The sequence below is a fragment of the Variovorax sp. FW301-JW7 genome (genome assembly GCF_058788795.1).
Map to the genome: position 1 here is coordinate 651,503 of NZ_JBYTBC010000004.1, position 12,998 is coordinate 664,500.

Consider the following 12,998-nt stretch of genomic DNA (forward strand, 5'->3'; position numbering starts at 1 on the left):
GCTGGCTTCCACCGCATCCGACACACGGGCTTCTGGCCAACGGCAATCGCACGGCCAACCTGGCGCGCATCCGCGAACTACTGGGGCAAGAGGCTGACGCGGTCGCGCAGATCGCCAGCCTGGATGCCGAGCCTTGCCATCCTCAACCGACCTTCGTCTGCATGCACTGCGGCGCTGCGATGATCGTCTTGCTGACGTTGGCTCGCGGGCAGCGTCGCCTTCGTCCGTCGAATCGAGTGCGTTCCGTAGTCGGCAGGATCTAATCCAAGCTCTCTGACCTAGCCGCCGAGAATCCGGGCGTACTGCCGGGTGCCGAGGTGCGGCGAGTCGTGCATTCGGCTCGGGAACAGGAAGTCGTCCGATCGCAGTCCGGCGCGCTGGATCCACACCTGCACAGCCTCGCGGGTTCCGGGCGTGAGCTCGAACTGCACCGGACGCTGCGTCTTGTGCTGCATCACTGTTGCCCGTGGGGCAACTTGCTCTCCGTGGCAGACGTCCCTGACCTTCAGGCCAACAAGATCGCCGCCTCGCAGCTTGCTGTCCAGGCCCAAGTTGAAGAGAGCGAGTTCGCGCACTCGGCCCTCCAGTTGCAGCCGCACCCGCAGCGCCCAAATGTCTTTGAGCTTGAACGGTGCCTTCTGGCCGACGATCTTGCCCTTGTTCCAGGGCACTCGGTAGATTGCCACTGTGGATTGATCTACGCGACCTGTTCTACTACGACGCAGCCGATCTGAATCTGAACTAGATCGAGGAACAGCGTGCGCTGACATGCATCAATGATGTGATTGCCGATCTCGGGATGACGATTGAAGCGTCTAGTCAGGCGCGGGTTCACCTCTGGTACGAGTTCTACTTTGGTCAACCTTACGAGATCTTGCGAAGTGCGCGCGAAGGAGTTGATCGATTCCTCATGCCAATCTACAAAGCAGGCGCTCCGTCGAAAGCAGTAGACATGGCAAGCGTTCTGTACTTGCTTGGAGTTAGGCCCTTGCGTTTGAGGAAGTGCCGATTGAAGTTCGAGACATTGTTGAACCCGACTTCGTAGCAGACGCTGGAAATCGGGCGTTCCGTATGAAGCAGGAGCTGACAGGCCTTGGCAATCCGAAGTTCCGTCACAAAGTCGGTGAAGGTGCTGCCGGTGACCTTGCGAAACTGTCTGGAGAGTGCGGTTTCATGCATGCCGACCATGGCGCTGATTTCAGGAAGGCTGAATTCCTGCATGTAGTTGATCCTGAGGTAGTCCAGGACCGTGCAGATCCGTCCAGATGGCGCACCGTTGGTTGTCCTGGGTCCCTTGAACCTTTCGGCTGTGAGTACGCGAAAGTCCTGCCAGTGTGCAAGCTCGCACAGAAGCGCTGCGAAGGCCGAAAAGCGTTCGAGTCCCCGGCTGTCCTTGATCTGGTCCAGCCGCTCCACGGCACGATCTCGGAAGCCCACAAACTCAATGCCCTGTCGGGCGCGATTGAGCAGAGGTTCTGCTTCTCGCAAGTCCGGCAGCAGATCCATGCTTCGCCGGAATGGAGCATCGGAAAATCGAAGTACCGAGCCGGGCGTTGCCCTGCGCTCCCCCCGTGCACCGGAGAACTCGAAGTTGTGAGGCAGAAACGGTCCGATGAGGACTACATTTCCGGGTACGAGCCGGTGCACCTCGTCGCCTATGAATGCACGTCGAAACGGCGAAACGACCGTATGCAATTCATAGTCTTGGTGATAGCGCCAACGACCGGGTTGCCAGTGCACGCCGACATCCGAAAAAGACGCGCAGGAAGTTACGTCGAGCAATGCCTGGTGCTCTGGCGAGCGAAAGTTCGACAAGCCCTCGCACTCTGGAAGTTGCAACAACGGGGCGCTATCGACCCATCTGACGGGTGGTTCCGATGGCTGGGTTCTCATCTGCTGGGTCCATGAACGAGCGCTGTAGAACGAATTGTTTGACGCCTTCTCTCGGCGGTCATGTCTGGAAATTCAACGGAAAAAAAAGCGCTCAGGGGACACGCTTCACGCAGCGAAAGCCGACGTGGGACGTCGAGGTGTCGACCGCCTGGGGGTAGCGCGCTGCAGGCCGATAGCGCTGGCAGTAGCTCGGAGCGCACAGGTGCGATCCGCCCTTGAGCACGCGCCGGCCAAGCCGTGTCGACGCATCGCGCAGATCGCGGCTTTCTTCCTGTTGGGCACCACGCGGGTTGCTCGGCGTGCAGCCACAGCCGGGGACTTTGGTCGCCAGATGTGCGGCGGGTGCGTACCAATCTTCGGTCCACTCCCAGACGTTGCCGATCATGTCAAAAAGGCCGAAGCCATTCGGCGGGTATGAACGAACGGGAGAAGTTCGTAGAAAGCCGTCATCCAATGTGTTGCGCCAGGGGAAATCACCCTGCCAATAGTTGGCCAACATCCGACCACCCGGCGCAAGCTCATCGCCCCACGCGTATTCGGCGTTGTCCAGGCCACCGCGAGCAGCGCACTCCCATTCCGCCTCACTGGGCAACGACTTGCCCGCCCAGGCGGCATAGGCAGCGGCATCCTGGTACGTCACATGAACAACGGGATGACTGTCCAGGCCCTGGAGCGAACTGTCCGGGCCGTAAGGCTGATGCCACTGCGCGCCGATGCACCATTTCCACCATCGCCTGGCGTCGTCTAACCGCACGGGGTGCGTGGGTGGGAAAAAAACGAGGGACCCAGCATGCAGCAGCTCTGGAAGAGTGTTCGGATAGTCATTCGGATCGGGGGCCTGTTCTGCAGATGTGCGGTAGCCCGTGGATAGAACAAACTCCGCGAACATCGCGTTCGTGACAGGGACCTCATCGATCCAGAATCCGTCCACTCGGACTTGCCGAGCAGGGGCCTCTTCGGGGTAGAACCGATCCGAACCCATTCGAAAGACGCCGCCAGGGATCCATCGCATGCCTTGCTGTGCTTGCGCGGATTCCCCGGCTCCCGAAGGGGCGGAAGTCGGGTTCGTCGAAATCGAGTTGAGCGTGCTCATGGCGGCAGTGAGTTCGGATATCGAAATTTGAGGAGAGGCGGGTGTTCTGCAATCACACGGCCCGATCACCGGGGAACAAGTTTCTCGAGCCGTCCAGAAAGTACTGCCAACGCAGGCTGGCTGCAACGGTTTCAAACAGCGCTCCTGCAGGCAAGATGGACTTCCTTGCGAGAAAAAGCGCGCGTTGACGCGCGACGACTGCTGGAGTCAAACCGGTGGTGAAATCGGAGCCGCGAACGCAGCCAGCACGCGGCTGTCGACGACCTGCTCCGGGAAGTACTTCGCAAAGGAACCTTTGTACAGAGGTGGCATGCTTTCGAAGTATCGAAGCAGCGCGGTGTCATCGAGCGTCGAACGCTGGATGTATCGCAGCCGGTGTTGCGTGCCCGCGGTCACACCACCGTATGCGCCCAGGCTGAGCAGGTCCTCCGAGCTGTCGTTGGGGCAGCGCAGAAAGACAAACGTGGCATGTTTGGGATGGCACAGCAGTAGATCGGCGTCCTTGATTCCTGCTTTGAATGCCTTCCAGCGGACGGCCATGTATCCCCGAAGCGTTTCCAGCAAGGTCGTTCTGATGGGCGATGCGGCAAGGTGCCCTGGCAAGGACATGAGCACATTGCCAAACGCGTCCAGCATCAGCACGGCATCTCCGCGGCCGCCATTTTTCTTGTCTTGCAACGAGGTCGCCTGAAGCAGATCAATGAGCTCGGCTCCCGGCGAGGCGGGGTTCGTCCGTACGGAGAGTGCGGGTGCGTAAGCTGCTTGCAGCATTTTTGCCAGGGGATGCTCAGGCGCCAGCTTCGATGGGTCCTTCAGCATTTGAGGATCGGCAGCGTCTCGAATGCTTGCCTGAACCTGATTTTGATTGCCGCGAAAGAGGTTGGCATTCAACGCGTGAGCCCGCTCGCTGATCTTCTGCGCGGAAAAGATCTTCGGAAGCGCAGCCCCGCTGGGCGCGCGCGCATAGCTCGTTGCCCCTGCGCATTCGACATAGCTGAACTGGCGGCGAAGCTTTTCGCCGGTTCCTCGAAGGCCAGCAAAGGCGGCCGTCCGGTCATAGTTCACGCCGGCGAAATCGTCGTATGCAATCACGACGACTTGGAAGCCTGCGACGAGCAAAGAGCCCGTGCACATGAGGCAAGGGTCCAGCGAAGTGATGCAGATCACTTCGTGTGGAGGCGGCAACTTCTCGCCACGGCTGCGCATGTGGAAATACCAGTCCACCAGTTGGCGTTCTCCATGCGCCGTCGTGTCAAAGGCGAGTCCTTCGCGAACGACGGCATTCCTCATCGATTGGAGGATGCGGCCTTTGGAATCCAACAGCAATCCGCCGACACCGAACGTGCCGGCGCTTTGTGCCGCAATGGCCTGGTCCGCAGCCAGCAAGGCCGCTTCCTCGACCTTGTCGACCAGAACTGCCTCCTGTCCTTTGCCAAGGCCTTGCCCTTCAAACAATCCGGCGGGATCGGTCTCGCGTGCATGCGCTTTCGCTGGCAGAAGCCAATGCGCAACCAAGGCGGCAGAGCTTGCCGTGGCGCCGCGCAGGACGGAGCGTCGGCGGGAGCTGAAAGCGGGAAGGGTGTGGTCGAGAATCTTGTAGGTCATGTTGTCGCCTCAAAGTGGTGGAAATCAATCGCTCGGCGCTGCTTCAGAAGAAGTGGCGAATGCCGAAGTCATATCCAGTCGACGAACCTCCGCGAGCTGATCCCGTGTTTGCAGAGGGGCTCAAACGGAAGTTGGCAACGCCTTCGTTTGAGATCCGGGCCCATGTCGCAAAGAGTGCCGTTCTTGCAGACAGGTTGTAGACGTAGCTGAGACCGTAGCTTTTGGAGTCGGTGCCGACCACCGCATTTCCGTTCCCGGTGGTCGCGGCATAGCTGATTCGCAGGACATGCTGCTGCACCGGAATCACCGCACCCAGGACAACCTCCCGCTGGTTCAACGCCCCGTAGCCGAGCTTGGCGACATAGCCGCTGAGCCTGACGTACCCCAGGTCATAGGAAGCACCCATGTTGCGAACCGTGTAGTCAGGTTGGCCGGGAGTTGTCTTCCCTCGTCCTGCTGCGATTCCGAGGTCCAGAGGGCCTGAAACGTAGCCAAAGCGCGCGCCCTTGTAGCCCTTGTTTTTCTCACCTTCGCCGGCCGTGACTTGCACGTGGCCGGTGAATCCGCCGAGGTTCCTCGGCAAGAAGTAGCTGACGGCATTGTCATTGCGGTACAGGTAATCGGTGTCCGTACCCAGTGTGCTGAGCACTTTCATGGCCTGGAGATAACCGTTGTTGACCACGGGATCGTAGATCGCCATGTTGGTGAAAGTCGGCGCGACGAGTCTTCCCAGGCCGATTTCGCCCCAAGGTCCCCCTACATAGACGGCCGATGTCCGACTCCAGTATTTCCCCTGGGCACCAACGGCGCCTGTGTCGGGCTGCATGGTGCTTTCCAGCCAGAAGCCGGAGTACAAGCCGCCTCCAAGGTCCTCGCGCCCGCGAAACCGAAACAGGCTTCCCGTGATGCCATTCGCATGCAGTTCCGACGTGGTGCTCGAGATGCCTGCGGCGTTCTTGTTCTTGACCCGTCCGACGGCGAGATCGACGGCCCCGCTGAAAGAGACCACACTTCCGCTCAGACCGCTCAGACCGCTCTGATCCAGAGACTGCGCACAAAGCGTGAGCGGCCCTCCCAGCAGGGTCAGGCCTAGGAACAGGCGTTCATGAACGCGGATCGGACTTTTCTTTCGGCACACGGCGTGCTGTTTGTCCCTGGTCTCAGTGAAGCATCCGGTAGGCATGTCTATGTCTCCTTTTTTATGTCGGACGTCCAACATCTGTTGGCAGGCCGATGGTTGTTGAACTGCTGCTTCTCACTCTCGCGTTGCGGCTTCTCGATCACGGGCCTCGATGCATGCCTTCGTGAGCAAGGCAACGGCGAAATCCTCGGTTCTTGCGTCGTCGATGGCTCGGACCACTCGGATGGGGCGCTCACCCAGGCCGGGGCCTTTGCCGGGCTCCCAACTCAGTGTGTTTCCGTAGCCGGCGTTGAACGACGTATCCACGTCGACGAGAAGCGTCTCTTCTTCTCGCGCAAGGGAGGGCTCAAGCCATAGAGCGGCGGCAACTTCGTCCCACATGGGCAGTTGCTTTCCGTAGGTGCCGAAGTACGCCGCAAGGCCTCCCCCAATCTGGCTCAGCGTCTGCTGGTGTTTTGCCGACCAGAATGTCTGCGTGGTCGCATCCACCGGAATCTGGGTGATCTGTGCCCAAGCCTCCTTGAGAACCAGAGATGCAGCCTCGGGGTCCCAGCGTATGTTGAATTCCAACCGGGGCGCGTGCTTGTATTCCAGCGAAAAGTGGCTCGGTCCCGCTTTGGGGGCATAGCTGCCGCCCATGTAGAACAACTCCTTGGCGAGCGAGGCGAAGTTCGGGTCGAGACGGCAAGCCAGCGCAAGATTGGTCATTGGCCCCCCGGCCCAGATGCTCACCTCGCCCGGGAATTGCCGCACCGTCCGGCATAGGAATTCGGCGGCAGTGCCCTCGGCCGCCGTCAGACTGGGGTTGCCTTCCTTCAATGCCGGAACGGTGAAGGGCTCGGTATGGTGTTCGCCCTCTCGGTAGCGGCCATCATGGAAGTATTCGGTCCAGGCGCCTTTCCAGAAAAGCTTGCCATACAGTGCCTCCCATTGACGGGTGCGAGACATCGAGTTCAACAGAGGCAGCGCGGCACCTCGATAGACCGGAATGTCGGGTCGCCCGATCAACTCGAGAAAGCGCAACGTATGCGCCACGTTCTCGTCGCACCAGCCGTCGCCGCTGACCACGCAGATGCCCAGCACGTCCACTTCGGGCGCTGCGATGAGCATGGCGATGGATTGCAGGTTCGTGGATGCCGGCCCGTGAGCATCCTGATCAACAATGATTTTGCGTCGCATGTCGTGACCTATTCGCTCTTTGAAATCACGGCTGCTGTCGTGACCGCCGACGCGGCATCCAGGAACTCGATTCGAATCTTGTCCACGCCCGTCTGTGGGTAGTCGAAGGTGCCTTCGTATGCGGTGCCGACCTGCGATGTCGCGTCGCGACACACGGACAGACCGAAGAATGAAAGATGGCTCGAGGTGTATGGAATGGTCACGCTCCCCACGACTTCGCCGTCCTGCCAAAGCTCGGCAGAGCCTTCGTGGCCGTCCTGAGCGCGCCGCAGCCGCAAGCCGACGGCACTCGCCCCGAGTGGCGCCGCGCGTTCGCTGATGCAGCGCACCCGCTGGCCGAGGCAGACATGTTCAAAACACAAGCGGTTGTCGCGGATGTAGAGCACGTATCCGCCACCGATGCTGCCGCTGGCGACCAGAACGCCTTCATCGAGGTCCGCTCGGTTGCACAGGTCCACATGAATGACGAAAGAGCGATCGGTGCCGGTGAGTCGCGTCGAAAAGGGCACGATGCTTTGGTCAGGCCGAAGAACAATCGCCTGGCGGTTGTGCGAACTGAGCGGCGTGCGCAGACGGATGAGTTCCACCAGCGAACGATCGTCGATGGGCAGGACCTCGTTGGCCCGTGCCTGTTCCCACCACAGGCTGGCAAGACGCTTCACGATTTCCGGATGCGATTCACTGAGGTCTTGCGCTTCCGAGAAGTCGACCCGCGTGTCGTACAGCCGCCATTTGTCTTCTTCCAGCGACTGCCCCATCACGTGTTCGGTGACGGCCTTCCAACCTTCGTGCCAGATTGCGCGGTGACCCATCATTTCCCAGTACTGAACACCTCGTGGTGATGCAGCCTGAGGTTGGGCGAACGTATGGGAGAAGTCTCGACCATCGAGATCGGGCTCCATGGGCTGACCCACCAGCGACAACACGGTCGGCGCAATGTCGATCGCATGGACGAATTGGTTGCGAACCTCGCCGGGTGTGGAAATGCCACGCGGCCAGCTGACGACCAGCGGCGAACGTACGCCGCCCAGATCGACAAGTTGCTTGTATCGCCGGAAGGGCGTATTTCCAACCATGGCCCATCCCTCGGGATAGTGAGCGGGGCCCAGAGGACCGCCGATCTCATCGAGGCGCTTGAGCTGCTCTTCCACTGTTTCCCGGCGCCCGCTGTAAGGGCCATTCACATCCACGGCACCGTCCTTGCCGCCCTCCCGGCTGGCGCCGTTGTCCGACATCACGATGACAACCGTGTCATCGGAAATTCCCATGCGTTCAAGCGCAGACAGCAGCCTGCCCAGTTGTTGATCCGCGTGGGTCAGAAAGCCGGCGTAGGCCGCTTGCAGGTGGGTATAGAGCAGACGCTCCTGCGCTGTGAGCGAACTCCAGGCCGGCACGCCTGTATTCCGCTCGGTCAACATCGTGTCGCTGGGCAGCAGCCCCAGGCTTTTTTGTCGTTCCAGCCGATCGATTCGGGTTTGATCCCAGCCCTTCTCAAAGATCGAGATGTAGGGGGCAATGGTCTCGCGAGGCGCTTGAAACGGCGCGTGCGTCGCACCAAACGCGAGCTGAAGAAAGAAGGGCCTGCCACCACCGAAACTCTGCTGGTCGGCGATGAAGCGGATCGCGCGGTCAGCGAGGTCCGCACTGAGGTGATAGCCCTCCTCGGGTGCCAGCTCGATGGGTTGATTGTCTTGAACCAGCTCGGGGGCGTACTGATCGGTGGCCCCGTCGAGAAAGCCGTAGAACTTTTCGAAGCCCTTGCCGAGAGGCCAGTTGTGGAACGGCCCCGCCGGGGTCATTTCGTGCCGGGGCGCAAGGTGCCACTTGCCCACCATGAACGTTCCGAATCCCTCCGGCTGCAGCCGCTGGGGCAGCGTTCTCACGTCGTTGCGAATGAAGCCGCGCGAGTTCGGAAAGCCCGTGTCGACGTCGGAAAGAAAGCGCATCCCGATGGCGTGATGGTTGCGACCGGTCAACAGACACGCCCGCGTGGGCGAGCACAGCGGCGTGACGTGGAAGTTGGAATAGCGCAAACCGCGCTGCGCCAGCGCATCAATGTGCGGCGTTGCAATTTCGGAGCCAAAGCAGCCGAAGTCCGACCACCCGGTGTCGTCAAACACGACCAGCAAGATGTTGGGTTGGCTGCCGCGATTCACCTCTTCGGCGGGGTTCGGCCAGTGCGGCGCGCTGTCGGCAACCGTTTCTCCAATGCGGCCACTGAATGGTCGCTGATGCTTGTCGTTTGACACCTGTTTTCCTATCTAGAGGGTGTTCGGATTCGTGCGTGCTGACAACGCGACCATGCCCTAGCGCAGGGATGGCTTGAGCGCTTCGATGACGGGTTGGAGGCGTCGTGCCTCGCTGGCGACCAGCGCACCCAACTCGGTAGGGGAGAGCACCAGCGGCTCCTGTGCCTGCGCGAGCATTGCCGCGCGGACATCGGGCTGCTGCAGCACCGCGTTGATCTTTTCATTGAGAGCACTGACCACCTCGGCGGGCGTGCCCTTGAGCACGAAGTAGCCTGTATAGCCACTCAGAACAAAGTCCTTCAGCCCCAGCTCCACGAAGGTGGGCACATCAGGAAGCAGGGGAGAGCGCTTCGCGGCCGCGATGCCGATCAGCTTGATCTTTGCCGACTTCAGCTGATTGATCACTGCGGGCAGACTCACCCATCCCAGTTCGAGCTGGTCTCCCTGAAGATCCTGGACAACAGGAATTTCCCCCTTGTAGGGAACGGGAGTGAGGCTGACTCCAAGTTCCCGAGACATCCATTCGCCAGCCAGATGGGGAATGCTGCCTGGTCCCCAGGTACCGTAGCTGATAGCGCCGGGCCGGGCCTTGGCAAGCGCCACCAGTTCCTTCAGGTTCTTTGCGGGAAAGTCGGCACGTGCGACCAACACGGGAGGCGACGTGCTCAGGCCAGCAACGGGAACAAAGTCGGCGTCCGAGTAGCGCGCTGCGGCATTGAGATTCGGCGTCAACGTAAGGAGTGCAATGCCGGCGTGAAGCAGCGTGTATCCGTCCGGCGGCAAGGCCTTCACGAAGTTCGCCGCCAAAACGCCGCTGGCGCCGGGACGGTTTTCAATGATCACCGGCTGTCCGAGAGACTGTTGAAGCTTGTTGGCCACCAGGCGCGCCATGCCATCCGCGCCACCGCCGGGCGGGAACATGAGAACGGTCTTCAATGGCTTGTTGGGGAAGCCTGGGGCCGCCATCAAGTGCGGGCTCATGACGATGGCGGACAGAGCGCCCAATACGCTGCGGCGGTTAATTGGCGCGCTGCCGGTGCGAACAAGCTGGTTCATGGTTTTCATTCCTGTAATGCCCACTTTTCGGTTGAGCCCGAACGTCCGGGCCAAAACAAGGTGCGCGAAGACTTCCCGACGTCAAACCGGAGGCCGGGCGCCTCGATAGGTGACCGCCTCGGCGCCTGCATCACTTGCAAGAACGCAAGCCTCCCGCAAGGAGAGACCCCGACTCAGTGCACCGGCCAATGAGCCGATATAGGCGTCGCCGGCCCCAGTGGTGTCCACCGTCGAAACTTCCCTGGCCGGGATGAACGCCGTTCCTTGCGCGTCATGCAGGCAGGAGCCTCGTCTTCCGAGGGTCAGCACGACCGACTTCGCACCTGAAAGCTGGTGCAGCTTGAGTGCAAGCTCCTTCGGCTCGGTGCAGCTCGTGGAATCGGCCATCTGAGAGGCTTCGGTCTCGTTCACCACCAACGGGTCTGCGAACGACAGAGTCTGTTCGCTCAACTTGATGCATGGACCGTTGTTCACGACCACTCGAGCCTTGAACTCGTGCGCGACGCGCGCCGCCTGCTCGATGACTTCGACAGCCAGCTCTGTTTGCAGGATCACCACCGATTCCGACGTACATAGCTGCGAGAGCGCGCGCACCACAGTCGAAGCGTCGACTCTGGCATTCGCACCAGGAACGACGACGATGGAGTTTTGACCGTCAGACGTCACGGAAATAAAGGCCTGCCCGGTGGTCGTGTCGCTCACCGTGGCGACGTGCGCCACATCAACCCCGCCCGATACAAGCGACGCGAGTTGCGCTGCGCCAGCCGCATCGTCACCCACTGCTCCCACCAGCGCCACCTTCGCGCCGCCCCGACTGGCGGCCGCGGCTTGGTTGGCACCCTTTCCCCCAGCGTATAGACACAGAGATTGGGCGAGGATGGTCTCGCCACCCTCGGGAAAGCGCTCTACTTGGACGACGGAATCCTGATTGATGGCTCCGACGACGATCACATCACTTGTCATTGCAATACTCTTGTCATGTTGGACGTCCAACAACGATACGGCAACATTCACCGGAACGCAAGCTTTCGTCTGCGCGAACCCGCCCCCGTGAAAACCCGAAGACTGAAGGGCAACCTCAGTACTAACATTGGACGTCCAACGTCAAAGCTCTCTGACGCTTAAATCCTTCGTCGACGACTGGGCCGGATTCGGATCGGTCCTCTCCCGAGGTTCTGACGCCAGTTCGCCACCTCCAAACTTCACTGGAAGTTCTCATGCCAACGCGACGCAATATCCTTCTCTACACCGCTGCCATGGTTGGGGCGAAATCTGCACTGCCTGCATTTGCGCAGCGCAGCGTCGTTTCAAAGCGGCCGAATATCCTGCTGCTCATTGCCGATGATTGGGGAAGGTTTGGAGCGCAAGCGCTCGACGAGCTCGGTGCGCATATGCCGACAATGAAGCGGTTGCGTGAAGGGGGCGTCTCGTTCAGCAACGCCTTTGTGACGGCGCCATCTTGTACCCCGTCGCGCGCCTCGATCCTCACTGGCAAGCTGCCTTGGCAATTGGAAGAGGGGGTGAATCTGCAAGGCACGCTTCCCAGCAAGTTCGCGACCTACACCGAATTGCTCGAGCAAGGCGGCTATCACGTCGGATTCATGGAAAAGGGTTGGGGGCCCGGCAAGCTTGAGCCGGGAGGTCGAACCCGCAATCCGGCAGGCAACAAGTTTTCGTCACTCGACGCCTTTCTCTCTGCGCGTCCCGAGCACGCGCCCTTTTGCTTTTGGTATGGCGCATTCAAGCCGCACCGTCCCTTTGAGGCTGGGATTGGGGCGAAGCACGGCATCGATCCGGCAAGCATCACGGTCCCTGCATTTCTGCCGGATACGCCCACGGTCCGCAGCGACCTCGCAGACTTTCGCTACTACCTGGAACAGTTTGATCGGGAGGCGGGCCTGCTGCTTGACGAGTTGGAGCGAAGAGGCGAGTTGGAAAATACATTCGTGGTCCTGACGGGTGACAACGGTCCGCCATTTCCCCGTGCAAAAGCCAATCTCTACGACGCGGGCTGCCATGTGCCTCTCGTCGTGATGTTTCAACGCCACGTGCCTTCCGGTGTGAAAAGCGACGCGATGATCTCGTTGGTGGACTTGGCTGCGACGTTCTTGGAACTCGCCCGTTTGCCCCAGCCGCCGGACCTTGAATCGAGATCACTCATGCCTTTGCTGAAAGGCGGAAGTGCCGATCGGACATTCGTGCTGGCGGGCCGCGAGCGACATCTGGACGGGCGAGAAGTTGCTGGGCAAGGTTATCCGTCACGAAGCCTGCGCACCTCCAGATACCTTCTGATCCGCAACTTCCGACCAGACAGGTGGCCAGCGGGCGCACCATCCAGGCGAGCGGTGGATCGCCGAGTGCTCGACAGTGATGTGTACTCGGCCTTTGCAGATATCGACAAGGGCGCGACAAAGACGGAACTCGTGCTGCGTGGCGACGAACCTGGTTTCAGACGAGCATTCGCGCTTGCAACTGCAAAGCGCCCGGCGCTTGAACTCTACGATGTCAAGGCCGATCCGTACCAGCTTGTCAATCTAGCGGCCAAACCACGGTTCGGGCCACTTTTGAAGCGTTTGGATCGATTGCTCAGCGAAGAACTCAAGCGCACGAACGACCCGCTCATCCTGGGCAATGCGGACATCTTCGATTCCTACCCTTCCTACGCAGATCCGGGATTCGGCCGACCTGCAAATTTCTAGGTCACGCGAAGGCTGCTCAACAGGGGTGCGAAGACACGGTAGCATGCTGTTCATTTGCGGAGCAAATCGCGGAAATGAGCATG

Annotated in this window: 9 protein-coding genes and 2 pseudogenes; 2 read left to right on the top strand and 9 right to left on the bottom strand. The window is 60.5% G+C overall.

The annotated features are described in order from the left end of the window. Positions 1-263, top strand: a pseudogene (locus AC3WQM_RS14905) (IS91 family transposase); the annotation flags it as partial. Here the strand turns inward: AC3WQM_RS14905 and AC3WQM_RS14910 are convergent. From AC3WQM_RS14910 to AC3WQM_RS14950, 9 genes and pseudogenes are all read right to left on the bottom strand, one after another. Further along, positions 210-770, bottom strand: a pseudogene (locus AC3WQM_RS14910) (tyrosine-type recombinase/integrase); the annotation flags it as partial. The pseudogenes AC3WQM_RS14905 and AC3WQM_RS14910 overlap by 54 nt on opposite strands. Positions 771-918: 148 nt before the next feature. Then, complete coding sequence (locus tag AC3WQM_RS14915; RefSeq protein WP_492679714.1) at positions 919-1,815, bottom strand: helix-turn-helix domain-containing protein; 897 nt, start codon at positions 1,813-1,815, stop codon at positions 919-921. 169 nt (positions 1,816-1,984) lie between these two features. Further along, a complete protein-coding gene (locus AC3WQM_RS14920) occupies positions 1,985-2,986 on the bottom strand; it encodes a formylglycine-generating enzyme family protein (RefSeq protein WP_492679716.1) in 1,002 nt (333 codons plus the stop codon). Between the two features lie 207 nt (positions 2,987-3,193). Beyond that, a complete protein-coding gene (locus tag AC3WQM_RS14925; protein ID WP_492679718.1) occupies positions 3,194-4,591 on the bottom strand; it encodes a cytidine/deoxycytidylate deaminase family protein in 1,398 nt (465 codons plus the stop codon). Positions 4,592-4,634: 43 nt separating this feature from the next. Then, positions 4,635-5,774 (bottom strand): porin, encoded by a 1,140-nt coding sequence (locus AC3WQM_RS14930; RefSeq protein WP_492679720.1) that lies wholly within the window; start codon positions 5,772-5,774, stop codon positions 4,635-4,637. A 72-nt stretch (positions 5,775-5,846) separates the two neighbouring features. Next, entirely contained in the window at positions 5,847-6,911 is a 1,065-nt protein-coding gene (locus AC3WQM_RS14935; RefSeq protein WP_492679722.1) for a nucleoside hydrolase, read from the bottom strand. A gap of 8 nt (positions 6,912-6,919) precedes the next feature. After that, a complete protein-coding gene (locus AC3WQM_RS14940; RefSeq protein ID WP_492679724.1) occupies positions 6,920-9,160 on the bottom strand; it encodes a sulfatase-like hydrolase/transferase in 2,241 nt (746 codons plus the stop codon). Between the two features lie 57 nt (positions 9,161-9,217). Continuing rightward, entirely contained in the window at positions 9,218-10,216 is a 999-nt protein-coding gene (locus AC3WQM_RS14945) for a Bug family tripartite tricarboxylate transporter substrate binding protein (RefSeq protein ID WP_492679726.1), read from the bottom strand. An 81-nt stretch (positions 10,217-10,297) separates the two neighbouring features. Continuing rightward, on the bottom strand, positions 10,298-11,179 hold the full coding sequence (locus AC3WQM_RS14950) for a ribokinase (protein WP_492679728.1): 882 nt from the start codon (positions 11,177-11,179) through the stop codon (positions 10,298-10,300). Positions 11,180-11,433: 254 nt separating this feature from the next. Here AC3WQM_RS14950 and AC3WQM_RS14955 point away from each other — a divergent pair, with 254 nt between their 5' ends. Then, positions 11,434-12,915, top strand: coding sequence for a sulfatase family protein (locus tag AC3WQM_RS14955; RefSeq protein WP_492679730.1), 1,482 nt, complete (start codon positions 11,434-11,436; stop codon positions 12,913-12,915). Positions 12,916-12,998 lie beyond the last annotated feature (83 nt).

Excerpts from the sequence above, each read along its gene's own strand:
- AC3WQM_RS14955 (WP_492679730.1), top strand. The coding sequence starts at position 11,434 with ATGCCAACGCGACGCAATATCCTTCTCTACACCGCTGCCATGGTTGGG.
- AC3WQM_RS14950 (WP_492679728.1), bottom strand. The coding sequence starts at position 11,179 with ATGACAAGTGATGTGATCGTCGTCGGAGCCATCAATCAGGATTCCGTC.
- AC3WQM_RS14920 (WP_492679716.1), bottom strand. The coding sequence starts at position 2,986 with ATGAGCACGCTCAACTCGATTTCGACGAACCCGACTTCCGCCCCTTCG.
- AC3WQM_RS14925 (WP_492679718.1), bottom strand. The coding sequence starts at position 4,591 with ATGACCTACAAGATTCTCGACCACACCCTTCCCGCTTTCAGCTCCCGC.
- AC3WQM_RS14930 (WP_492679720.1), bottom strand. The coding sequence starts at position 5,774 with ATGCCTACCGGATGCTTCACTGAGACCAGGGACAAACAGCACGCCGTG.
- AC3WQM_RS14945 (WP_492679726.1), bottom strand. The coding sequence starts at position 10,216 with ATGAACCAGCTTGTTCGCACCGGCAGCGCGCCAATTAACCGCCGCAGC.
- AC3WQM_RS14935 (WP_492679722.1), bottom strand. The coding sequence starts at position 6,911 with ATGCGACGCAAAATCATTGTTGATCAGGATGCTCACGGGCCGGCATCC.